The 21,904-nt window shown below is 65.3% G+C and carries 20 protein-coding genes; 14 read left to right on the top strand and 6 right to left on the bottom strand.

The window, feature by feature from the left end; translation table 11 throughout:
* Nucleotides 1-33: 33 nt before the first annotated feature.
* The gene (gene xseA, locus MRBLMA1_RS15695; protein ID WP_363737924.1) at nt 34-1,530 is read right to left on the bottom strand and encodes an exodeoxyribonuclease VII large subunit; all 1,497 of its coding nucleotides are present in this window, start codon (nt 1,528-1,530) and stop codon (nt 34-36) included.
* A gap of 7 nt (nt 1,531-1,537) precedes the next feature.
* Here xseA and purD point away from each other — a divergent pair, with 7 nt between their 5' ends.
* From purD to MRBLMA1_RS15680, 3 genes are all read left to right on the top strand, one after another.
* The gene (purD, locus tag MRBLMA1_RS15690) at nt 1,538-2,821 is read left to right on the top strand and encodes a phosphoribosylamine--glycine ligase (protein ID WP_363737923.1); all 1,284 of its coding nucleotides are present in this window, start codon (nt 1,538-1,540) and stop codon (nt 2,819-2,821) included.
* A 64-nt stretch (nt 2,822-2,885) separates the two neighbouring features.
* Nucleotides 2,886-3,425: a hypothetical protein gene (locus tag MRBLMA1_RS15685; RefSeq protein ID WP_363737921.1), complete on the top strand. Its 540-nt coding sequence runs from the start codon at nt 2,886-2,888 to the stop codon at nt 3,423-3,425.
* Nucleotides 3,412-3,696: a hypothetical protein gene (locus MRBLMA1_RS15680; RefSeq protein ID WP_363737919.1), complete on the top strand. Its 285-nt coding sequence runs from the start codon at nt 3,412-3,414 to the stop codon at nt 3,694-3,696. The genes MRBLMA1_RS15685 and MRBLMA1_RS15680 overlap by 14 nt, the downstream gene beginning before the upstream one ends.
* Here MRBLMA1_RS15680 and MRBLMA1_RS15675 read toward each other — a convergent pair.
* Nucleotides 3,666-5,834, bottom strand: a complete 2,169-nt coding sequence (locus MRBLMA1_RS15675) for an AsmA family protein (protein WP_363737917.1) — start codon at nt 5,832-5,834, stop codon at nt 3,666-3,668. The two genes, MRBLMA1_RS15680 and MRBLMA1_RS15675, sit on opposite strands and share 31 nt — an antisense overlap.
* Before the next feature lie 158 nt (nt 5,835-5,992).
* Between MRBLMA1_RS15675 and rpmI the strand changes: the two genes are divergently transcribed.
* From rpmI to MRBLMA1_RS15640, 7 genes are all read left to right on the top strand, one after another.
* Nucleotides 5,993-6,196, top strand: coding sequence for a 50S ribosomal protein L35 (gene rpmI / locus MRBLMA1_RS15670; protein ID WP_007689506.1), 204 nt, complete (start codon nt 5,993-5,995; stop codon nt 6,194-6,196).
* Between the two features lie 13 nt (nt 6,197-6,209).
* Nucleotides 6,210-6,572, top strand: coding sequence for a 50S ribosomal protein L20 (gene rplT, locus MRBLMA1_RS15665; RefSeq protein ID WP_007689504.1), 363 nt, complete (start codon nt 6,210-6,212; stop codon nt 6,570-6,572).
* Between the two features lie 94 nt (nt 6,573-6,666).
* The gene (locus MRBLMA1_RS15660) at nt 6,667-7,293 is read left to right on the top strand and encodes a LysE family translocator (protein ID WP_363737915.1); all 627 of its coding nucleotides are present in this window, start codon (nt 6,667-6,669) and stop codon (nt 7,291-7,293) included.
* A gap of 158 nt (nt 7,294-7,451) precedes the next feature.
* Nucleotides 7,452-7,643 carry a hypothetical protein gene (locus MRBLMA1_RS15655; RefSeq protein WP_363737913.1) on the top strand — a complete coding sequence of 64 codons (192 nt, stop codon included), beginning with the start codon at nt 7,452-7,454 and terminating at the stop codon, nt 7,641-7,643.
* Between the two features lie 50 nt (nt 7,644-7,693).
* On the top strand, nt 7,694-8,797 hold the full coding sequence (pheS, locus tag MRBLMA1_RS15650) for a phenylalanine--tRNA ligase subunit alpha (protein WP_363737912.1): 1,104 nt from the start codon (nt 7,694-7,696) through the stop codon (nt 8,795-8,797).
* Nucleotides 8,794-11,208, top strand: a complete 2,415-nt coding sequence (pheT, locus tag MRBLMA1_RS15645; RefSeq protein ID WP_363737910.1) for a phenylalanine--tRNA ligase subunit beta — start codon at nt 8,794-8,796, stop codon at nt 11,206-11,208. The genes pheS and pheT overlap by 4 nt, the downstream gene beginning before the upstream one ends.
* Nucleotides 11,205-11,915: a DUF4386 domain-containing protein gene (locus MRBLMA1_RS15640; RefSeq protein WP_363737908.1), complete on the top strand. Its 711-nt coding sequence runs from the start codon at nt 11,205-11,207 to the stop codon at nt 11,913-11,915. The genes pheT and MRBLMA1_RS15640 overlap by 4 nt, the downstream gene beginning before the upstream one ends.
* Here MRBLMA1_RS15640 and MRBLMA1_RS15635 read toward each other — a convergent pair.
* Nucleotides 11,863-12,387: a hypothetical protein gene (locus MRBLMA1_RS15635; protein ID WP_133653224.1), complete on the bottom strand. Its 525-nt coding sequence runs from the start codon at nt 12,385-12,387 to the stop codon at nt 11,863-11,865. The genes MRBLMA1_RS15640 and MRBLMA1_RS15635 overlap by 53 nt on opposite strands.
* Nucleotides 12,388-12,483: 96 nt before the next feature.
* Between MRBLMA1_RS15635 and MRBLMA1_RS15630 the strand changes: the two genes are divergently transcribed.
* From MRBLMA1_RS15630 to MRBLMA1_RS15620, 3 genes are all read left to right on the top strand, one after another.
* The gene (locus MRBLMA1_RS15630) at nt 12,484-13,368 is read left to right on the top strand and encodes an aldose 1-epimerase family protein (protein WP_363737906.1); all 885 of its coding nucleotides are present in this window, start codon (nt 12,484-12,486) and stop codon (nt 13,366-13,368) included.
* A gap of 119 nt (nt 13,369-13,487) precedes the next feature.
* A complete protein-coding gene (locus tag MRBLMA1_RS15625; RefSeq protein WP_363737904.1) occupies nt 13,488-15,053 on the top strand; it encodes a peptide chain release factor 3 in 1,566 nt (521 codons plus the stop codon).
* 19 nt (nt 15,054-15,072) lie between these two features.
* Nucleotides 15,073-15,645 carry a DUF3237 family protein gene (locus MRBLMA1_RS15620; protein ID WP_363737902.1) on the top strand — a complete coding sequence of 191 codons (573 nt, stop codon included), beginning with the start codon at nt 15,073-15,075 and terminating at the stop codon, nt 15,643-15,645.
* 37 nt (nt 15,646-15,682) lie between these two features.
* Here MRBLMA1_RS15620 and MRBLMA1_RS15615 read toward each other — a convergent pair whose 3' ends face one another.
* From MRBLMA1_RS15615 to MRBLMA1_RS15605, 3 genes are all read right to left on the bottom strand, one after another.
* Nucleotides 15,683-17,689 carry a TonB-dependent receptor gene (locus MRBLMA1_RS15615; protein ID WP_363737901.1) on the bottom strand — a complete coding sequence of 669 codons (2,007 nt, stop codon included), beginning with the start codon at nt 17,687-17,689 and terminating at the stop codon, nt 15,683-15,685.
* A 67-nt stretch (nt 17,690-17,756) separates the two neighbouring features.
* Nucleotides 17,757-18,089, bottom strand: coding sequence for a hypothetical protein (locus MRBLMA1_RS15610; RefSeq protein WP_363737900.1), 333 nt, complete (start codon nt 18,087-18,089; stop codon nt 17,757-17,759).
* A gap of 182 nt (nt 18,090-18,271) precedes the next feature.
* Nucleotides 18,272-19,153, bottom strand: a complete 882-nt coding sequence (locus MRBLMA1_RS15605; RefSeq protein ID WP_363737898.1) for a LysR family transcriptional regulator — start codon at nt 19,151-19,153, stop codon at nt 18,272-18,274.
* A 279-nt stretch (nt 19,154-19,432) separates the two neighbouring features.
* Between MRBLMA1_RS15605 and MRBLMA1_RS15600 the strand changes: the two genes are divergently transcribed.
* The gene (locus MRBLMA1_RS15600; protein WP_363737896.1) at nt 19,433-21,889 is read left to right on the top strand and encodes a TonB-dependent receptor; all 2,457 of its coding nucleotides are present in this window, start codon (nt 19,433-19,435) and stop codon (nt 21,887-21,889) included.
* The last annotated feature ends 15 nt before the right edge of the window (nt 21,890-21,904 follow it).

The raw sequence follows: 21,904 nt of genomic DNA, 5'->3' as shown, positions 1-21,904 counted from the left end.
GGATCACTCGGCCTTTCTCGTACGGCGGCATCGTCAGGAAAACAGGTCCTGCTGCCCGATTTCCTTGCCCTCGCGCGGTTTGCGCGGGGTGCGGGACGGACTCGATATAGCTTCCGCGGACGGCTTCTCAAGGGGGGTGCCACCCTGGATGCTCGCGCCCACCGCGCCATCGCGGAAGTGCAGGCTGACGACGCCTTCCGCCTGGGCCTGCGCCACGGATTTCACCAGCCGGTCGCCCGCCATCACCCGCGCAAATCCGCGTTGCAGCGGCAGATCGGGATCGACCGAGGTGAAGAGCCGCGACACCCGGTCGAAGGCGGTCGCCCGGTCCTGATAGACGCGCTCCAGATAATCCGGGCGCAGCCGCAACCGGTCGACACGCTCGGCAGCGCGGCTGACATATTGGCGGAGCAGCGCAGGCCGCAGCGCGCCGCCCGCCTGGCCGAGATGCGCGCGCGCGTCGGCCACGCGGTGCCGCAGCGCGCCGCCAAGGCCATCGGACAACTGGTCCAGCCTCTGCCGCTGGGGGCTGAGCAGCATGTCGGGCGTGGGCATCAGCCGCGCCTGCATTTCCAGCCGTTCTCGCGCCTGCGCCGCGCCGCGCCGCACGGCCCGGTCCATGCGAAGCCCCTGTTCGGTCAGCATCGCCAGCAATTCGGCCCGCACGGGCACGGCCATTTCGGCGGCGGCGGTCGGCGTGGGAGCGCGCATGTCGGCGGCATAGTCGCAGAGCGTCGTGTCCGTTTCATGCCCCACGGCGGAGATGATGGGGATGGAGCATTCCGCGACGGCGCGGACGACGATCTCCTCATTGAAGCTCCACAGATCCTCGATCGAACCGCCGCCGCGCGCCACGATCACCAGATCGGGCCGGGGCACCATGCCGCCGGGCTGCATCTCGCTGAAGCCGCGCACCGCGCGCGCCACCTGATCGGCGGCGCCCTGCCCCTGGACCAGCACCGGCCAGAGCAGCACCTGCGTCGGGCATCGATCCTCCAGCCGATGCAGGATGTCGCGGATCACCGCACCCGTGGGGGACGTCACCACGCCGATCACGCGGGGCATGAACGGCAAGCGGCGCTTGCGTTCCCGGTCGAACAGCCCTTCCGCCGCCAGCTTCTGCCTGAGCTTTTCCAGCAGCGCCATCAGCGCGCCTTCGCCAGCCAGTTCCATCCGCTCGATCACGATCTGATATTTGGAGCGGCCGGGATAGGTGGTGAGCTTGCCCGTCGCTATCACCTCCGCACCATCCTGCGGCGCGAAGGGCAGGCGTGCCGCCCCGCCCTTCCACATCACGCCGTCGATCACGGCATTGTCGTCCTTCAGGCAAAGATAGATGTGCCCCGATCCAGCCCGCTTGAAGCCGGAAATCTCCCCGCGAACGCGGACATGGCCGAAACGGTCCTCGACCGTGCGCTTCAACAGGCCCGACAATTCGCTCACGCTGAGCGGCGGCGCGTTGTCCCCCGAGCGTTCCTCGGCTAACAGGCGCCCCGACACATCGAAACCAGCTTCATATTCCGGGGACATGGGCGAAATGAACATCCTTCTGTTGGGCGGCGGCGGCCGCGAACATGCTCTGGCGTGGAAGCTGGCGCAATCGCCGGCGCTCGACACCCTTTATGCCGCGCCGGGCAATCCCGGCATAGCCCAGCACGCGACATTGGTCGACCTTGATGCCGCGGATCATCGCGCCGTGGTCGATTTCTGCCTGCGCCACAGCATCGGCCTGGTGGTGATCGGCCCGGAAGCGCCGCTGGTCGACGGACTTGCCGACAATCTGCGGGTCAAGGGCTACCCGGTCTTCGGCCCCGGCAAGAGGGCAGCGCAGCTTGAGGGGTCCAAGGGCTTCACCAAGGATCTGTGCAAGCGCGCAGGCATCCCGACCGCCGCCTATGAACGCGTCAAGAGCAAGGACGGCGCCATCGCCGCGCTGGACGACTTCGCGCTGCCCGTGGTGATCAAGGCGGACGGGCTGGCGGCGGGCAAGGGCGTGATCATCGCGGAAACCCGCGAGGAGGCGCTGGAGGCGCTCGACACCATGTTTTCCGGCGCATTCGGCGCGGCGGGTGAGGAAGTGGTGCTGGAGGAATTCATGACGGGGGAGGAAGCCAGCTTCTTCGCCCTGACCGACGGCAGCGCCATATTGCCCTTCGGATCGGCACAGGATCACAAGCGGGTGGGCGACGGCGACACCGGCCCCAATACCGGCGGCATGGGCGCCTACAGCCCGGCCCGCGTGCTGACGCCCGAACTGGAAGCGCAAGTGATCGCGACGATCATCCGTCCCACGGTCGACACGCTGGCCGCCGAAGGAACGCCCTATAGCGGCGTGCTCTATGCCGGGTTGATGCTGACGGCCGAAGGGCCGAAGCTGATCGAATATAATGCCCGCTTCGGCGATCCCGAATGCCAGGTGCTGATGATGCGGTTCGACGGCGATCTGGTTGCGCTGCTGCTTGCCGTGGCGGAAGGAAGGCTGGCGGACCAGGGACCGGTGCAACTGGCGGACCGCGCCGCGCTCACCATCGTCATGGCCGCGAACGGTTACCCCGGCACGCCCGACAAGGGCGGCGCGATCACCGGCATCGATGCGGCGGAGGCCGGCGGCGCGCGGGTTTTCCACGCCGGGACGACAGAGCGGGACGGCATGATCGTCGCCAATGGCGGCCGCGTGCTCAACGTCACGGCGACCGGCCCGACGGTGAAGGCGGCGCAGCAGGCCGCCTACAGCGCGGTCGACGCCATCTCCTTCCCGACCGGCTTCTGCCGCCGGGACATCGGGTGGCGCGAAGTGGCGCGGGAGGAAGCGCAGCGCTGATCCCCTTGCGGCGTGCGCTCAACCGTCCTTAAATAAGGCAAATTCAGACAGGGAGGGACAAGCGATGCAAGAATTCTTCATGGACTATGGCCTGTGGCTGCTGATCGCGCTGCTGGTCATCATCGGCATCGTTTTCCTGCTGTCCGGGCGCAACCGTCCCAGTGAGCCTTCCATTCCCGCCGAGTCGAAGCCGGTGGCGGTGGCGGCGCCTGTTGCCGCTCCGCCGGTTTCCGTGCCGGTCGAGACGAGCGCGCCCGAACCGGCGATGGCCGCTCCGGCCGCCCCCTCGCCCGCGCCCGCGCCGGTCGAACCTTTGGCGCCGGTTCCTGCCCCCGATTCACCGGCGGCTGCCGCGCCGTCCGGCGATGCCGACGACCTGCTGAAGCTGAAGGGGGTCGGCCCCAAGCTCAACACGCTGCTGATCGAACTGGGGGTCACGCGCTATGCCCAGATCGCGGGCTGGAACGATGCCGACATCGCCGCGATCGACGCCAGGCTGGGCAGCTTCAAGGGCCGTCCGGTGCGCGACCAGTGGATCGACCAGGCAAAATATCTCGCCGCCGGGGATGTTGCAGGCTTCGAAGCCAAATATGGCAAGATCTGACGGGTCAGGCCGGCAGCGGCGATGGGGTCAGGGATGGCGCCGCCGGCCCCTGTCGCTGTTGAAGGACGGCAAGCTGGGCGATAATTATCAGGCGGACGGCGTGCATATGAATCCGGCCGGATATCGCATCTGGGCCAATGTCGTGCGCCAGCGGCTGAACGACGTGCTGCCGCCCGCGACGATAGACCGCTGCGTCCGTCAAGGAGGCGCGGTGCCCCCCTCCCGGACCGCGGCGGATGATCAGAAGATGCCGAGAAACTTCTTTTCCTGACGCCTGTTTTCCCGGACGCTTCCCTTGCCCGCCTCATCCTTGGCCGTGGTGCCGTGGCCGACATCGTCGCGGGGCTTGCCGCCTTTGGTGCGCTGGGCCGCCGCAGTCGCGCCGGCGAGCACCGGGCCGCAGGCGGCGCTCTTTGCGTCCCCGACATCGACAAAGGCAAGGACGGAGGCGAGCGGGGTCGCGGCGATGCCCAGGGCGGCGGCTGCTCCGCCGCGCGCCACCAGCTCGGGGCTGATCACGTCGATGCCGGGTCGGGCGAACGTCCCGTTGATGCCGATGGGTGACTGGCCGGAAAACAGGCTGAACTTCTTGCCGTCCGCGCGGAAGGCGAGGTCCAGGCTCTCATTGCGGAAGGAAAAGCCGCCCCGGCCCAGCATCACATTCTTTCGCGTGTCGATGATGATCGGGTCGGCGGCCGCCACGCCGTCGCGCACGGTGAAGGCGATCAGCCCGCAGTTGATCTCCACCGGATCCTTCAGTTTCTTCTGGAACATCTTGGTGATGAAGGTGCCGATGTCGAGTTCCGACAGCTGGACGTTGCGCGCCCACATCGAACCGGCCGGCAGGATGACCGCGATGCGGCCGTTGGAGGCGCTGAGCGAATCGTGCAGCGTGTTGCCGAGGCCGGTCATCTGGACGCGCGCCTTGATCGTGCCGGTGGTGCCCGATTCCTCGACGCCCCAGCGGGCGAGCAGCTTGCCCATCGGCGTGGGCGACAGGCGGATGTCGTAACTGGTGCGAACCGGCTGTGTCCGGGCGTTGATGCTGATGTCGGAACTGACATGGCCGCCCGACATGTCGAAGGTCAGCGGCGACAGGGTGAGCAGGCTGCGGTCGAGCGAGAGGGTGAGGCCGATATTGGACACGGGCACATTGTCGGCGCGGATGCGGCCTATGTCATAGCGCAGCCGGGCATCGAAATTGCGGAGCGCCTCCACCCGCAGCGGCGCATCGGGAAGAACGCGCGGCGCTCCGTCCACGGTCTGGATCGCGCCGGCCTTGCCCTGCTTCGCCAACCGCTCGGGATCATAGCCGATGAAGGGACCGACATCGACGATATCAAGGCTGCGGGTGGCAAGGGCGGCCTTCAGCAGCAGGCGATCATCCGGCTGCGACACGGTCATGCGTCCCGCCAGATCGCTGTCGCCGAAGCGGCCCTTGAGATGGGTGAAGCGCCACTCGCCCTCCACCTTGGTCAGGGCGGAGGTGAACCGATAGGCGCGGGTTTCGGGGATGGCCACGCCCAGGAAATCGAACAGCCGGGCAAGATTGGGTCCGTGGGTGATCAGGCGCAGGTCCGCGCCCTCTATCTCCGTCGCGCCGGGTAGCGTGCCGCTGACCTCCAGCACGGTCGCGCCCGCCTGGGCATGAAGGGCAAGCTGGTTCCTGCCGCCCGTCACCATTTCATCGGGCGAGAGCAGGCCGCCGCGCAATGTGAAGGGGCGGCCCCGCATCGTGCCGGCACCAGAAAAGCGCACATCGCTGGCGAAGCGGGTGTCTTGCGCTTTCACCGTCTCGAAGCCCAGATCGGCGGCAAGCTGCATGCGGGGATCGCGATAGCGCAGCGTCGTCCCGGTCAGCGCGGCGCGACGGATCAGCGGCAGGTTGAGCGGCTCACCCTTCCTGAGGGGGTCACCGAAGGTCCATGTGTTGTTCCTGCCGTCGCGCGACCATTCGAGATCGACGGCGGCGTTGCGCAGTTCCAGCCAGCGCAGTCTGTACCTGTCCCCGAACAGCAAGCTGAGCGGCGCGATGCGGCTGTCGATCAGGTCGGCGCGGAAAAAGGCGGGCCGGCTGGCCCAGCGCGTATTGGCGATGACCATTTGCCGGGCGCGGAACTTGATGGTGACGGGGTCGAAATAAAGCTGGAAGTCGCCGCCGACGCGAACCGGGCGCTCCAGGCGGCTGCTGACGATCCGTTCGAAGGGATGTTTGAGGAAGCGGCCCTTTGTGATGAAGAGGATCAGCCAGAGCGCGAAGAATATGCCGATGATCCAGAGCAGGATGCGCGCCGGCAGGGGGAGCCTTCGCCAGCCCTCGCGCGCGCGCCGGACATAGTGGCGCGTGCCACGGGGATGCGGCGCACCGCTTGCCGGCATGTCCGGCCGGAGGGGATCGGCGTCGGCCATGGCGGTTGAACGCCGATCCGCCTTTTTGGGTCCGAATCGCTTGCGTTCGGCAATGCTTCCGACTATGGGCCGCCCTTCGCGATATTCGGAAGGACCGCCCGGCTAACTAGGGCTGCCGTGGCTGTTCGTAATCGTCGCGCTTTGAAAAGGAGACGAAAATGCCCAAGCTCAAGACCAAGAGCGGTGTGAAGAAGCGCTTCAAGTTCACCGCTTCCGGCAAGGTCAAGCACGGCGTCGCTGGCAAGCGTCACCGCCTGATCAGCCACAATGCGAAATATATCCGCCAGAACCGCGGCACTTCGGTCATGTCCGACGCCGACGTGGCACATGTGCGCCTCTGGGCGCCCTACGGCCTGAAGTAAGGAGTAGAGGCACATGGCACGCGTAAAACGTGGTACGACCACCAAGGCGAAGCATAAGAGGATTCTGGATCAGGCGAAGGGCTATTATGGCCGTCGCAAGAACACGATCCGCATCGCCCGCCAGGCCGTCGAAAAGGCCGGCCAGTACGCCTATCGCGACCGCAAGGTCAAGAAGCGGACCTTCCGTGGCCTGTGGATCCAGCGCATCAACGCCGGCGTCCGCGCCGAAGGCCTGACCTATTCGCAGTTCATGCATGGCCTGAAGCTGGCCGGCGTGGAACTGGACCGCAAGGTTCTGGCCGACATCGCGATGCACGAGGGCGAGGCGTTCAGCGCCATCATCGCCCAGGCGAAGGCTGCGCTGCCCGCGGCCTGAGCCGGATCGGTCGCAAGATCGTCCAAAAAGGGGCGCCGGGGCAGATGCCTTCGGCGCCCCTTTTCGTTTCTGTCACCCTTGAAGGGAGCGTCCCATGTCGCTGCATGTGTGGTGGTTGTATGTCACGGCGGTTTTCCTGATCTCGGCCACGCCGGGACCGAACATGCTGCATGTGATGACCCAGAGCATTCACCACGGGCCGCGACGGGCGATGATGACGATGGCGGGCCTGATGAGTGCCGTGCTGCTCTGCCTGATCGCGTCGGCGCTGGGGCTGGGAGCATTGCTCAAGGCATCGCCCCGACTGTTCGACGTGCTGCGCTATGCGGGCGTGGCCTATCTGATCTGGCTGGGCGTCAAGGCCTGGCGAGCGCCGGTAGGCGACGCTGGCGAGGTGGGCGCGACGCGGGCTGGAGCGAAGTCGGCTGGGGCGCTTTATGGGACCGGGCTGCTGACGGGTCTCAGCAACCCCAAGCTGATCATCTTTGCCGCCGCGCTGTTTCCGCAGTTCATCGATACCGCAAGGCCCTTCAGCGTGCAGCTCGCCATCCTGGTGGTCAGCTTCGTGGTGATCGAAAGCTTCTGGTACAGCGTCTATGCGCTGGGCGGCATGAAGCTGAAGCGCTGGCTGGCGCCTGTGAACCGGCAGCGGCTGTTCAATCGCGGTACGGGGGTGATGTTCATCGGCTTTGGCGGGGCCTTGCTAGGCGCGCGGGCCTGACCGCCATCATCGTTCCCGTGCGCGGGAATCCATCCGACAGCCTGCATCCGCGCCAGTCATGAAACGGCACGCTTTGCATCGAAGGGACGTCAAATCGCCTTCAACGGCGGCATCAGCATCGTTCCGGCTTGATTGAAGGCTTCACAAAAGACTACGGCGTGCACCGGCTGATGTGGTTCGGGAACGGCGGTTCGATGGAAGAGGCGATCCGGCGCGGGAAGCAGATCAAGAAGTGGAGCAGGCAGGGGACGATCGACCTGATCGAGCGGGATCATCCCGAATGGCGTGATCTCGCCCTTGATCCGGTTTTTGAGCCTCTGGAGCGTCGGGGCGTCGATTGGGCGCCATGAAATTTGAATAGTGCGGGAGATGGGTTCCCGCCTTCGCGGGAACGACTGTGATGAGTGAGACTGCCAATCTGAAAGCCGGCCTGATCGCCGACATCGCCGCCGCCGATACGCTGGAGGCGCTGGAGGCGCTGCGCGTCGGTGCCATGGGCAAGAGCGGCGTGGTGACGGGGCTGCTCAAGACCCTTGGCGGCATGAGCCCGGAGGAGCGGCTGGAGAAGGGACCGCCGATCCAGGACCTGCGCGAAAGCGTGACGGCGGCGCTGGCCGACAGGAAGGCCGCGCTGGAGCAGGCGGCGCTCGATGCGAAGCTCGCGGCCGAGAAGATCGACATGACCTTGCCCGCCGAAACGGGACCGCAGGGGTCGGTGCATCCGGTCAGCCAGGTAATGGACGAGCTGGCGGAGATTTTCGCGGACCTTGGCTTCTCCGTCGCGACCGGGCCGGAGATCGAGGACGATTGGCATAATTTCACCGCGCTCAACATTCCGGAGACCCATCCGGCGCGGGCGATGCATGATACCTTCTATTTCCCGGATGGGCCCGATGAGAATGGGGCCGGGAAGAAGATGCTGCTGCGCACCCACACCTCCCCCGTGCAGATCCGCACGATGATGAACGCGGCGCCGCCGATCCGCATCATCGCGCCAGGCCGGGTCTATCGGTCGGACAGCGACGCGACGCATACCCCGATGTTCCATCAGATCGAGGGGCTGGTGATCGACAAGGGCATCACGCTCGGCCATCTCAAATGGACGCTGGAAACCTTCCTGAAGGCATTTTTCGAGCGCGACGACATCGTCCTGCGCCTGCGGCCCAGCTATTTCCCCTTTACCGAGCCTTCGGTCGAGGTCGATGTCGGATATACGCTGGTGAGCGGCCAGCGGGTGATCGGCGGCGACGGCGATGCGCCGGGCGGCGGTTGGCTGGAAGTGCTGGGCAGCGGCATGGTCAACCGCCGGGTGATCGAGGCATGCGGCCTTGATCCGGACGAATGGCAGGGCTTTGCCTTCGGCACCGGCGTCGACCGGCTCGCCATGCTGAAATATGGGATGAACGACTTGCGTGCTTTCTTCGACGGCGATCTGCGCTGGCTGAAACATTATGGTTTTTCGGCGCTGGACGTGCCGACGCTGAGCGGAGGAGTGGGCGCATGAAGTTCACGCTGAGCTGGCTCAAGACGCATCTCAACACCGATGCCGACCTGCCGACGATCCTCAAGGGCCTGACCAATATCGGGCTTGAGGTCGAGGGCGTGGAAAATCCGGCGGAAAAGCTGGGCGCCTTCCGCATTGCGAAGGTGCTGACGGCGGAACGCCATCCGCAGGCGGACAAGCTGCAGGTGCTGACCGTGGACGCGGGCGACGGCGCCCTGCAGGTCGTCTGCGGCGCGCCCAATGCGCGGGCGGGACTGGTCGGCGTGTTCGGGACCGAGGGCGCGGTGGTGCCGGTCAATGGCATGGTGCTGAAAAAGACCGCCATTCGCGGCGTCGAATCCAATGGCATGATGTGTTCGTTCCGTGAACTGGAACTGGGCGAGGATCATGACGGGATCATCGAACTTGGCGCCGACGCGCCGGTGGGACAGGTCTATGCCGAATGGGCCGGGCTGGACGATCCGGTCATCGACGTGTCGATCACGCCCAACCGGCAGGATTGCATGGGCGTGCGCGGCATCGCGCGCGATCTGGCGGCGGCGGGCCTGGGCACGCTGAACGCGCTGATCGTGCCGACGATCGAGGCGGCCGGACCCGGACCGGACGTGCGGATCGAGGATGCCGATGGCTGCCCCGCCTTCTTCGCGCGCACGGTCAGGGGCGTGAAGAACGGCAGTTCGCCCGAATGGATGGCGAAGCAGTTGAAGGCCATCGGGCAGAAGCCGATCAGCACGCTGGTCGACATCACTAACTATATCATGACCGATCTCGGCCGGCCGCTGCATGTCTACGACATGGCGACGCTGAAGGGCGGGCTGGTCGCGCGGCACGGGCGGCCAGGCGAGCAGGTGCTGGCGCTGAACGGGAAGACATACGCCATCGACGACAGCATGACCGTGATCGCGGATGACGAGGCGGTGCACGACATTGGCGGCATCATGGGCGGCGAGCATTCGGGCGCGCAGGACGGCACGACCGACGTGCTGATCGAATGCGCCTATTTCACGCCGGAACGGATCGCGGTGACGGGGCAGAAGCTGGGGCTGACCAGCGACGCCCGCGGACGGTTCGAGCGCGGGGTGGACCCCGCCTTCCTGGACGACGGCCTGTCGATCGCGACCTATCTGGTGACGCATCTGTGCGGCGGCAGCGCCAGCGAGGCGACGCGTGCGGGCAATCCGCCCGTGGTCGCGAAGACCGTGACCTATGATCCGGCGCAATGCCTGGCGCTGGCCGGGGTCGACGTGGCGGACGCCGAGCAGAAGCGCATCCTGGAAAGCCTGGGCTTCGCGGTGGAAGGCCATGACGCCACCTTCGAATATCAGGATGGCGTGCCGGTCACGACCCCGGCCACATGGACCGTGACGGTGCCGAGTTGGCGGCGCGACGTCGACGGCTGGCCCGACATTGTCGAGGAAGTCGTGCGCATCGTCGGGCTGGACCAGGTGCCCTCTACCCCCCTGCCCCGCGCGCCCGGCGTCGCCAAGCCGACCGCCACGCCGGAGCAGGCGATAGAGCGGCGCGTGCGCCGGACGGCGGCGGCGCGCGGCCTTGCCGAAGCGATCAACTGGTCCTTCATCTCGGAAAAGGAGGCCGCTGCGGTCGGTGGCGGGGCATGGACCCTGGCCAATCCGATTTCGGAGGATCTGAAGGTCATGCGGCCTTCGCTGCTGCCCGGTCTGCTTTCCGCGGCGCGGCGGAACGTGGATCGCGGCGCGGCGTCGGTGCGGCTGTTCGAACTGGGCCGCCGCTATCAGGCGGACAAGGAACGGGCGACGGTCGGCTTCGTGCTGGCTGGCGAGAAGCTGGCGCGAGGCTGGCAGACGGGGAAGGCGCAGCCCTTCACCGCCTTCGATGCCAAGGGCGAGGTGACGGCGCTGCTCGCCGCGGCGGGCGCGCCCGTCGCCAATCTCCAGAGCTTCGGCGAGGCGTCCGGCGCCTATCATCCGGGCCAGTCGGGCACGTTGCGGCTGGGGCCGAAGACGGTGCTGGCGGAGTTCGGCGTGCTGCACCCCAGCCTGGCCAGGCAGTTCGGGCTGACCGGCACGGTGGTCGCGGGCGAAATCTTCCTGGACGCGATCCCCGCCAAGCGGGCCAATGGCTTCATGCGCGCCCCCTATGCGCCGCCTGCCCTTCAGGCGGTGAAGCGCGACTTCGCCTTCCTCGTCGATGAAGCCGTCGAAGCCGACGCACTGGTCCGCGCCGTCAGGAACGCGGACAAGAAAGCGATCGTCGACGCGCGGCTGTTCGACGTCTTCGTCGGCCCCGGCGTGGACGAGGGCAAGAAGAGCCTGGCCGTCGAGATCACGCTGCAACCCGGCGAAAAGAGCTTCGCGCAGGAGGAGCTGGACGCGATCAGCGCGGCCGTGGTGAAGGCGGCGGCAAAGCTGGGCGGCACGCTGCGGGGATGAGACTGTTCGCCGGGATGGAGGGGAAAGCGCGGCTCGCCGGCCTTTTCCTTCTCGGCGGCATGGCGGCGCGCGGCGTGGGGGAAGCCATGATCCGCGCCGCACTGGTCGTGCCGGGTTCCGGGCGGGAAACGGCGCGGAACATCAGGGACTTTCCCTGGGCCTATCGCATGGCGGAGGCGAGCGACCTGGTCATGATCTGCGCCATGCTGGCGGCGACCGTGCTGCTTTACGCGCTGTTCGCGCCGGTGGGGAGGCATGTCGCGCGGATGGCGGCGCTGCTGTCCGTCATCGGCATCGCGGCGCTGGCGGCAGGCGGCATCCTCGCCATGGCGCCGATCGTCCTGCTGGATGGGGCGCCGCATCCGGGCATCGGCATGGCGCAGACCTATTCCCTGGTGGAACTGACCCTGCTGCTGCGGGATCAGGTTCAGCATGTCGCGCGCATCCTTCTGGGACTGGGCCTGCTTCTGACCGGGTTGCTGGCCTATCGCTCGCGGTGGTTTCCCCGCGCATTGGGCGCGGCGCTGATGTTCGGCGGCTCGCTCCAGGCGGTCGTCCGGCTGGTGACCCTGATCGCGCCGGACCTGGCCGACGCGACCGTCATTCAGGCCGACATCGTGGCAGTGCTGGCGGAGGCGGTCTTCGCGCTATGGCTTATTTTTTCGGCTCGTCGGCCTTTTCCTCCGCCGTCGGCGGCGGGCTCATGATCTTGCACCCCTTGGCGTCGGCCAGGCCGCGCAGATAGCCGCGCCGGGCTATGCCGGCCGTGACGGCGGCTTGCAGGCGACGTTCGGCCGGCGCGGCGCCGCTGATTTCCCGCACGAGGCCGCGGAAGGGGATGATCGAGTTGACGATCGTCTTGCCGACGGCCTCCGCGATCTTGCCGGTGCGGTTCTCGTTCGCCTTCTGCCCCACGGTGAAATCAGGGCCAAGCACCAGGTTGAGTTCATCGAGCGAGCCCTTGAGCGCCTTGCAGGTCCGTACGGGCGGGCGCTTATAGGGGTCTTCGACCGCCTGCTGGAGCACGTCGGGAATCTTGTCCTTGTCGATGCCGACGTCCCGCGCCGGCTGGGTCGCGATGCTGCCCGCCTTTTTCAACGTATCGTCCTTCTTCTCCTGTTCCTGGGCCAAGGCGCCCGTGGAACAGAGCAGAAGCGCAACCACGCCGATCCATTTCATCCGATTTTCTCCCTGCTGCTTCTTCAACCCCTTGAGATAGGGCGTGGTTCCGCGCCCGCTTCGCCGCTATGCGGGAGGGTGAGGAGATTGCGGCATATGGCGGACGAATTCATCACCATCGGGTCGGGCGATATGAGCGCCGCCATCAACCCGCTGGGGGCGGAGCTCTGGTCGCTCAGGGACCGGCAGGGACGCGAACTCATGACCGATGCCGATCCGCGCTGGTGGACCGGCCATGCGCCGCTGCTCTTTCCCTTTGTCGGGCGATCGCGCGGGGACGTCTATCGCTTCGAGGGACGGGATTATCCCATGCCGCAGCATGGCTTTGCGCGGCGCAAGGTCTTCGATGTGGCCGACCGGAGCGGGGACGCCGTGACCTTCCGGCTGGATGCGGATGCGGAGACGCGGGCGGTCTATCCGTTCGACTTCCGGCTGGACATGCGCTTTGCGGTGGAGGGGGCGGCGCTGCGAATGACCGCCACGGTCGTCAATCGGGGGACGGGCGCCCTGCCCTTCTCCTTCGGCTATCATCCTGCCTTCGCCTGGCCGTTGCCCTATGACGGGGCGGCGGAGGAGCACCGGATGCTGTTCGAGAAGGCCGAACCCGCGCCGATCCGCAAGGTGGGGGACGAACCGGGCCTGATCGCCCGGGAGAGCATCGCCTCGCCGGTCGAGGGCAATCTGCTGGCGCCTGCCCATGCGATGTTCGAGGGCGACGCGCTGATCTGGGACCGGCTGGAGAGCCGCAGCCTGTTCTGGGGCGTGCCGGGCGGCAAGGGTCTGAGGATCGATTTTCCCGATACGCCCTGGCTGGGACTGTGGCAGAAGCCGGGCGCGCATTATCTCTGCGTCGAGCCGTGGGCGGGGATGGCCGATCTGGTGGGCTTTGCGGGAGATGTCTGGGAAAAGCAGGGGATCATGCGGCTGGCCCCGGGGGCGGAGCGGGCCTTCCGGATGGACGTGACGCTGGTGGACCGCTGATGCCTCTGTTCTTTTCCCTCATTCCCGCGTAGGCGGGGATCGACCCCCCGGCCCAGTTCCCGGCCTGACCACCTGGCGCCGGCGCGGGGATGACGCATTTCCAGACAGAATGAAATTTCATGACCATTCCTTCCCGCCGCACCTTCGCCATCATCTCCCACCCCGACGCGGGCAAGACCACGCTGACCGAGAAACTGCTGCTGGAGGGCGGTGCGATCCATCTGGCCGGGGAAGTCAAGGCCCGCGGGGCGAACCGGCGCGCGCGATCCGACTGGATGAAGATCGAACAGCAGCGCGGCATTTCCGTGACCAGCTCCGTCATGACCTTCGAGCGGGACGGGATCACCTTCAATCTGCTCGATACGCCGGGGCACGAGGATTTTTCCGAGGACACCTACCGCACGCTGACCGCGGTGGATTCCGCCGTGATGGTGATCGACGCCGCCAAGGGCATCGAGCCGCAGACGCGCAAGCTGTTCGAGGTGTGCCGGCTGCGCAACGTCCCCATCATCACCTTCATCAACAAGGTCGATCGCGAAGGGCGTGACAGCTTCGCGCTGCTCGACGAAGTGGCCGACGCGCTGGCGCTGGACGTGTGCCCGATGAGCTGGCCGGTCGGCATGGGCGGCGAGTTCGAGGGGATTTACGATTTCGCCAGGAACCGCCTGCGCCAGCCTTCGGGCGCGAGCAAGGAATTTGAAGGCAAGGAGGCCGTCTTCTCCGGCGTCGACGACGACGCCCTGGCCGGGCATCTGTCCGAACAGGGGCTGGCGCGGCTGCGCGAGGAAGCCGAACTGGCAGTGGGCGGCTATGCCGATTTCGACCTTGCCGCCTATCGCCATGGCGACCTGACCCCGGTCTATTTCGGATCGGCGCTCAAGCTGTTCGGCGTGACCGAGTTGATCGACGCGCTGGCCGCCCATGCGCCGCCCCCGCGCGCCCAGCCCGCCGAACCCGCGCCGGTCGAGCCGGAGAACAGCGAAGTCACCGGCTTCATCTTCAAGGTCCAGGCCAATATGGACCCGCAGCATCGCGACCGGATCGCCTTCATGCGACTCTGTTCGGGCAAGTTCAAAAGGGGCATGAAGCTGACGCCGAGCGGCAGCGGCAAGCCGATCGCGGTGCATTCCCCCATCCTCTTCTTCGCACAGGACCGCGAGATCGCGGATGAGGCCTTTCCGGGCGACATCATCGGCATTCCCAACCATGGCACGTTGCGCGTCGGCGATACGCTGAGCGAGAAGGCGGGGGTGCGCTTCACCGGCCTGCCGAACTTCGCGCCGGAAATCCTGCGGCGCGTCGCGCTGAAGGACCCGACCAAGACGAAGCAGTTGCGCAAGGCGCTGGACGACCTTTCCGAAGAGGGCGTGATCCAGGTCTTCTATCCGGAGATCGGGTCGAACTGGATCGTCGGCGTGGTCGGACAGTTGCAGTTGGACGTGCTGATCTCACGGCTGGAGGCGGAATATAAGGTCGCGGCCGGGCTGGAGGCCTCCCCCTTCGACACCGCGCGCTGGATTTCGGGCGATGATGTGGCCGTCAGGGACCTGGTCGCGTTCAACGGCGCCAATATGGCCAAGGATCGCGACGGCAACATCGTCTTCATGGCGAAAAGCGCCTGGGATATCGGCTATCAGCAGGAACGCCATCCCAAGGTCAGGTTCAGCGCCACCAAGGAGCGGTAAGGCCGCTGGTGCAGGGGGCATGAAGCAGGAGGCAGGCGTGCAGGATTCCATGACGCGACGCAGCGTTCTTTCCGGAGCAGCGACAGCGGGGGCCCTGGCCGGCGCCGCGCCGTTTTCCCTGGCGGCCGCGGCCGACGCGCAGCCAGCGCCGAGACCGCCGCGTACCGAGTGGATCTATGACGCCGTCGTGTTGCTCCAGAAGGAAATACCGCATGGCCAGACGATCCGCGGCAAGCGTTTCCGCGTACCGATCATCGGCGGGGATTTTTCCGGGCCGTCGATACGCGGAAAGATCATACCGGGCGGGTTCGACTGGCAGCTCCTTCGTTCAGACGGCTATTGGGAGCTCCAGGCGGAATATTTCATGGAAACGCATGACGGGGCGCAGATCCATGTGCTCAATCGCGGTCTCTGGCACAGCCCGAACGGCGACTGGCCGGCCGACTACAATATTTCCACGCCCCAGTTCGAGGCGCCCGACGGCCCCTATGCCTGGATGAACCAGTTCATCTTCACAGGGACGATCGGCCCGGCCGGAACGGCAGAAGCGCCGGGGGTGAAGCTGTCCATCTTCCGGCTGACGACGAGCTGAGGCCCGCGGGTCATTTCCTGCGCCGGGCGCCGGCGGATCAGAATGTCGAAAGTTTCAGCGTCGCCATGATCCTGCGGCCGGGCATGACGACATCATCCTTGTTGAGCGACGTGGCCAGGCGCTGCACGTCATTGGTGAGGTTCTGGCCGGTGATCCCCAGTTCGATGCCCGGATATCGGGCAAATGGCCTGAACGCGATCTGGCCGTCCAGCGAGACATAGGCCGGCGTCGGCGTATCGAATTGACCCGCCTTGTCCTGCCGTCCGGCATAGATGAGGTTGAAGCCGGCGTCGAGGCGATCACCCGACCAGTTCAACCCTCCCCCGATGCGATAGGGCGGTATGCGCGGCACATTATTGCCGTCATCCAAGGTCGCGCGGGTATAGTCCCCCAGCATGTCGAGGCGGAAGGTGCCATGATCGGTCTTGACCAGATCATAGCTGGCCTCCGCCTCCAGCCCCCGGAAATGGGCGCCCTGCTGCCGATAGTTCAACTCGCGCAGGCCGCCATTGCCACCCGCCGAGCAGATGCCCGCATCATCACAGGTCCGGCCCGTCAGATCGCCATAGATATAATTGCGGAACCAGCTGCTGTAGACGCTCCCGTCCAGGTGGAAGCCGCCGCTGCGGATCCGCAGGGTGCCCTCCAGCGAATTGGCCCGCTCCATCTTCAGGAAAGGATCACCCGTTTCGAAGGTGTCGGGGCCATCATGTCCGCCGCGCGCGAAGAGTTCGGCCATGGCGGGCGCCCGTCCCGTGCTGGAGAAGGTCATGCCCAGCTTGATCGCGGGGCTCACCGTATAGAGCGCGCCGACAGCGCCGCTGATCGGGGTGAATTCCCGCCTTGTGAACAGATCGGACGCCGGCGTACCGCTGATCTTCACATTTTCGATGCGGCCGCTGGTCTCCAGGTGCAGCCGGTCGCCCAGGCGGGTATCGGCGAAGAGATAGCCGGCGAAGCTTTCCATGGTCGAGGGGAAGAGATAGCTGCTGTCGTCGCCCACCGCCGAATAGTCGCGATGCTGATATTCCACACCCAGCGCCGAATTGTCGACAAAGCCGATCCGGTTGAGCAGCAATTCCGCCCGGCCGTTATATTCCTTGTTCCTGAAGGTGGTGAGAATGGTGCCATCCGGGTCCTTCTCATCATGCTTGTAGTTCGAATAGCTGCCGTCCAGACTGAGCGACTTGAACAGGCCGCTGCCCAGGCTGAATGACGACTTGGTCATGACCTTGGTCTGCCGCATGTCGATATAGCTGCTGTCGCTCGGTATGCCGTAGCGGGCATCATATTGCGTCACGGCCACGCCGGCATGGCTGTCATTGCCCGAACCGAAGAAATAGGATCCGCCCAGCGATCCGCCATGTCCGTGAAAGAAGCTGTTCTGCTGGACGCCCAATGGCGTTTCATAATCGCCCGCGTCACGGATGAAGCCGTCGGCATGCAGGGCGAACTGGCCCAGCGACGCGTCGACCATCCCTGCGCCCTGCCAGAGGTCCGACACGCTGCCATAGCTTCCTTCCACTTGTCCCGAAATCGGGTGTTCGGACAGGGCGTTGGGCACGCGGTTGTTGATCACGTTGACGACGCCGCCAATGGCCTGGCTGCCATAGCGGAGCGTCCCCGCGCCGCGCACGACCTCTATGCTCTGCGCCGCCAGCGGGTCGATGGGGATGCCATGATCCGGCCCTATGTCGGACACGTCGGAAACGCTCGTCCCATCCTCCAGGATGCGAACGCGGTTTGCGTCAAGGCCGCGGATGATGGGGCGGCTGGCGCCCGTCGCGAAACCGCTGGCGGCGATGCCCGGCACGCGCGCCAGCGCATCGGAGATCGTGGCGCCGCCCTGACGGCGTATCTGGTCCGCATCGACCCTGGCGACGATGGAAGGGGTGTCGTCGCGTTCGTGCGCGATCGGCGAGGCGGTGACGATGATATTGGCGCCGGGATTCGTCCCGGCCGAAGATGAAGGCGCGTCATCCGCGAGCGCCGGGAAGGTCATGAACGCAGCCGCCGCTGCGCCCCCAAAAAGCATGGCACGCATGGGAATACTCCAGGAAATCGGTTTGATTCCCCGACAGGCGCGGTCGCTTCGCCGCGCGCAGGGAATATCAGGCGATGAGAACCGGAGATTCCGGCGGCGCGCGGCTGTGCCATATATGACCTGTCGATGCGACGGTCAGGAAATGGAGCGAAACATCGTCATGCCGCACGTGAACCGGCGTCCGATTCGCCATCACGCGAACCGGCAGCGGCGGAGCAGACTCTGCCTGGAATTTCAGGTCGCAGAGCTTGCAATAGCTGAAGAGGAAAGCCGGTTTGCCCGGCTGATGCGCGAACCGCGCCGAATGGGACGGGGCAAGATGGTCGGCATGGCCGATTTCGCGATGGACCTGCACCGCCAGCATGGTGGAGATGCACATGGCCAGGATGGCAAGGATCACCAGGATGCTGGCGCGACTTCTTTCGGAACGGGATGAGCCCGGCGGGTTCAAATGGCTGGTTCCGAATGGTGAAGCACGATCCTGGCTCTACAAAAGGTCGGGGACCGGACACAAATTAAGATTATGTAATATTATCCCATAGCGTCGGTGCCCGCATCTTCAGGGCCGGTTTCGACCTGCCTTCATCCGTTGATCGGGATTTGCATGGACCGGGCAACAAGCCGGCGCAGCCAGAGCAGGGCGGGATCCTGTGACTGGCGCGCGCGCCAGGCCATGTGGATGGCGACGTCGGGAACGGCAACCGGCAACTCATAGACGGCCAGATGGCCCTTCTCCTCCTCCCGAAGAACAGCCGCCGGTACTACCGCGAGGAGGTCCGACCCGATCACGACGGATGCAACGACCATGAAGTGCGGCACGCGGAGCATGATCCTGCGGCGCAGGCCCATCGTTTCGATCAGGGAATCGACATTCGCGCCCGTGTCATGACCGACGTCGACGCCGACATGCGGCAGCGCAAGGAAGGATTGAAGCGTCAGCCCTCCCTGCAACGCCGGATGCGCCGCATCGGCGATGCAGACCAGCTTGGCGGTCTGGATAACCTCGCAATGCAATCTTTCGGGAAGGTTCGGGAAGACTCCAACGCCGAGATCGGCCGCGCCTGACAGCAGATGCTCTATGCCCTCGCGCGCTCCCGATGCCAGTATGTCGATGTCGATGCCGGAACCCTGCGCGCGAAGACGGGGGATCAGTTGCGGCAGCAGGCGAGCCGCGCTTGCGTCCGACATGGTCAGGGTGAAGCAACGGCTGGCCGTCGACGATTCAAAGGCCGGTTCGGTATCAAGCGCCGAACGCAGGCGGTCGAGGGCCCCACCTATCGGATCGGCAAGCGCCAGCGCGCGGGGCGTGGGCTCCATAACCCCCCGGCGCCGGGTGAAGAGATCATCGCCCAGCACGGCGCGCAGGCGGCGCAGCGCATGACTCATCGCTGGCTGACTAAGCCCGACCCGGTCGCCCGCGCGCGACAAATGACGATCCTTCATGAGCGCGTCGAAAATGACCATGAGATTGAGGTCTATGGAAGCCAGATTGAGCGGTGCCGTCATAGGAGGGATATAGCAGCCGCTGCCTGCAGCCCCAAGGGCATCGACCGGGCCGTTTTCGGGACAGCACCCCGGCGCGGCATCCAGCGCGCCGTCCCGCATGCCTCAAAAGAAACAATGCAAATCAGGCCACATTATTCATCCTGCGAATAATGCGGTGCGAACATGCGATTTGCCTGCGGCGTACAAGATGGATTTAATCCCGGAACAGAGGCTCAACGAGGGCCCAGGGGAGGATCCATGAAAACATTATTTCTGGTCGGCACCGCGATCGCCGCCATGTCGGCGCCCGTGCCGCTCGCAGCGCAGGAGGCAGCGCCGGATATTGCCCAATCCCATTCACTTGCTGGCCCGGCACCGTCTTCCGACGCGAATGGCGGGCTTGCGGACATCATCGTGACCGCGCAGCGCCGCGCCGAAACGGCACAGCGCGCAGCGGTCGCGATAGATGTTGTCTCGCCGCAGGAGCTGACCCGCGCGGGCGTCGTCACCGCCACCATGCTCAACGCGACGGTTCCTGCGCTTACGGTGCAGCAGGGAGGCGGCGCAAATACCACCTTCTTTGTTCGCGGTGTCGGCAATTTCACCAACAACGGCTACTCGGACCCGGCGATCGCATTCAACCTGGACGGCATTTATCTCGGCCGGCCGACCTCCACGACGGGCACCTTCTTCGATCTCGAGCGGATCGAGGTGTTGAAGGGGCCGCAGGGGACGCTTTACGGCCGCAATGCCACGGGTGGCGCCATCAACGTCATTCCGGCGAAGCCCCGGTTGGGAGAGCGAACCCTCTCTGTTTCCGGCAGTTTCGGAAATTACGATGCGATCGATGCCGAAGCCGCCGCCAATTTGCCGATCGGTGACAATGCGGCCATACGGATTGCCGGCAAGGTTGTAGACCGGAAGGGTTACAACGAAGACGGCACGTCCGACGAAGTGGGGCAGGCGGTTCGGGCGCAATTGCTGATAAAGCCCAGCCCGGCCGTCTCCATCCGCCTGAGCGGTGATTATTCGCATCAAGGTGGCGCAGGCGTCGGTGCGAGTTATGTCGGCACGGAAAATTTTACGCCTGGCACCCCGGCGACGTCCATCTCGCCGCCAAATTACAGCTTCACGGCTGCTGGCGTCGATCCCTTCAGCGGGCTCCTTTCGCCAGCCGGCAGCGCCTATTTTGGGCATGCCGTCATTCCGGGAACTTTCATCAATCCCGCCCCGCTGGCCTCCCCCTATCTGAATAACAGATATTGGGGACTGACGGCGGAGATCAACGCCGATGTGGCCGGAGGGACGTTGACGATCCTGCCATCCTATCGACGGGCGAAACTGGACAATCTGTTCAATGGTCCTTCATTCAGGGGCTCACTCAACAGTGAGGATGACCGGCAGTTCAGCACGGAGTTACGGTTCCAGGGTCCACGCCTGGGTCCGATAGACTGGCTGGTCGGCGGCTATTATTTCAACGAAACCGTAAAGGGCCTGTACGGGATCAATCAATATCAGATCATTTCCTTCCAGGACTTCACATCGAAGACGAAGTCCTATGCCGCTTTCGGCCGTGTCACGGCGCATCTGAGCGACAGTCTGAGATTCGTGGCGGCGGGGCGCTACACCCATGACGGCAAGGATTTCAACGGCGGGGCGGACACGCTTATCGACCTGTGCACCAATGCGCCGCCCCCATTCGGTCCCGGCTGCTTTGGCGGACCATCGCTACCCGTCGTCCAAACCCTGGCGCAGGTGCCCGGCGCGCCGGCCATGCCCGGCCCAGCCAATGCGGTTCCCTATGGCACCGCTGGCAATATCCTGTTCTACATTCCAAATCAGGTGAATGCGGGGATCGACAAGGGCCGCGTCACCTATCGACTGGCGGCCGAATATGACCTGGCGCCGGCTTCGTTGCTTTATGCCAGCTACGAGACGGGCTATCGTTCCGGCGGCTTTTCCAATGCGCCTGGACACGAAACCTTCGAACCGGAATATGTGGAAGCCTGGACCATCGGGTCGAAGAATCGCTTCTTCGATCGCCGCCTGCAGTTCAATGTGGAACTGTTCCACTGGCGCTACCGCAACCAGCAGGTGTCGCATTACGGGTTGGACGCCAATAACAGCACCAATTATTTTACCGAGAATATAGGACGCTCGACGATCAAGGGCGTCGATGTGGAGGCGCAGTGGCTGCTCACTCCAACGACGCGACTGAGCGGGACGGTCCAGTATCTGGACGCCAGGGTCAAGCGCTATACCTATAACAGCCCCCGCGATGCGACCTCACCGCCACCCGCGGTGGGCTGCGCCGTGACGCCGACGACAGCGAACGGCGCACCCGTCTATGCGATCGATTGCGCGGGCAAGCCGAGCTACAATTCGCCGCATTGGTCGCTGAACGGCGGGATCGAGAAAAGCATCGCGCTAGGCGCCCACAAAATCGTCCTGAACGGTGATGCGCGCTACCGTTCCAACAGCGTCATCGGCTTTGAATATCTGCCGCAGCAGAATAGCGGTGCGTTCTGGACATTCGACGCCTCCGCCACCTTCGGCGCGGCGGACGATCACTGGGCGGTCACAGGCTTCGTCCGCAACCTGACCGACAAGGCGGTGCCCCTTTTCACACAGTTCGTCGCTCCGGCCGGCGGGGTCATCTCTTCCATATATGCGCCGCCCCGCACCTATGGCCTGCGCGTCCGATACACATTCTGACAGATCCGGAGAGAG

This window comes from Sphingobium sp. LMA1-1-1.1 (assembly GCF_040676365.1).
Classification (GTDB): Bacteria; Pseudomonadota; Alphaproteobacteria; order Sphingomonadales; family Sphingomonadaceae; genus Sphingobium.
This window is presented reverse-complemented; position numbering and strand designations above follow the sequence as displayed.

Excerpts from the sequence above, each read along its gene's own strand:
- MRBLMA1_RS15615 (WP_363737901.1), bottom strand. The coding sequence starts at position 17,689 with ATGCGTGCCATGCTTTTTGGGGGCGCAGCGGCGGCTGCGTTCATGACC.
- MRBLMA1_RS15640 (WP_363737908.1), top strand. The coding sequence starts at position 11,205 with ATGAGACTGTTCGCCGGGATGGAGGGGAAAGCGCGGCTCGCCGGCCTT.
- rplT (WP_007689504.1), top strand. The coding sequence starts at position 6,210 with ATGGCACGCGTAAAACGTGGTACGACCACCAAGGCGAAGCATAAGAGG.
- purD (WP_363737923.1), top strand. The coding sequence starts at position 1,538 with ATGAACATCCTTCTGTTGGGCGGCGGCGGCCGCGAACATGCTCTGGCG.
- MRBLMA1_RS15675 (WP_363737917.1), bottom strand. The coding sequence starts at position 5,834 with ATGGCCGACGCCGATCCCCTCCGGCCGGACATGCCGGCAAGCGGTGCG.
- MRBLMA1_RS15620 (WP_363737902.1), top strand. The coding sequence starts at position 15,073 with ATGAAGCAGGAGGCAGGCGTGCAGGATTCCATGACGCGACGCAGCGTT.
- rpmI (WP_007689506.1), top strand. The coding sequence starts at position 5,993 with ATGCCCAAGCTCAAGACCAAGAGCGGTGTGAAGAAGCGCTTCAAGTTC.
- MRBLMA1_RS15605 (WP_363737898.1), bottom strand. The coding sequence starts at position 19,153 with ATGGTCATTTTCGACGCGCTCATGAAGGATCGTCATTTGTCGCGCGCG.
- pheT (WP_363737910.1), top strand. The coding sequence starts at position 8,794 with ATGAAGTTCACGCTGAGCTGGCTCAAGACGCATCTCAACACCGATGCC.
- MRBLMA1_RS15630 (WP_363737906.1), top strand. The coding sequence starts at position 12,484 with ATGGCGGACGAATTCATCACCATCGGGTCGGGCGATATGAGCGCCGCC.
- MRBLMA1_RS15600 (WP_363737896.1), top strand. The coding sequence starts at position 19,433 with ATGAAAACATTATTTCTGGTCGGCACCGCGATCGCCGCCATGTCGGCG.
- MRBLMA1_RS15635 (WP_133653224.1), bottom strand. The coding sequence starts at position 12,387 with ATGAAATGGATCGGCGTGGTTGCGCTTCTGCTCTGTTCCACGGGCGCC.
- MRBLMA1_RS15680 (WP_363737919.1), top strand. The coding sequence starts at position 3,412 with ATGGCAAGATCTGACGGGTCAGGCCGGCAGCGGCGATGGGGTCAGGGA.
- MRBLMA1_RS15660 (WP_363737915.1), top strand. The coding sequence starts at position 6,667 with ATGTCGCTGCATGTGTGGTGGTTGTATGTCACGGCGGTTTTCCTGATC.
- MRBLMA1_RS15685 (WP_363737921.1), top strand. The coding sequence starts at position 2,886 with ATGCAAGAATTCTTCATGGACTATGGCCTGTGGCTGCTGATCGCGCTG.
- MRBLMA1_RS15625 (WP_363737904.1), top strand. The coding sequence starts at position 13,488 with ATGACCATTCCTTCCCGCCGCACCTTCGCCATCATCTCCCACCCCGAC.
- pheS (WP_363737912.1), top strand. The coding sequence starts at position 7,694 with ATGAGTGAGACTGCCAATCTGAAAGCCGGCCTGATCGCCGACATCGCC.
- xseA (WP_363737924.1), bottom strand. The coding sequence starts at position 1,530 with ATGTCCCCGGAATATGAAGCTGGTTTCGATGTGTCGGGGCGCCTGTTA.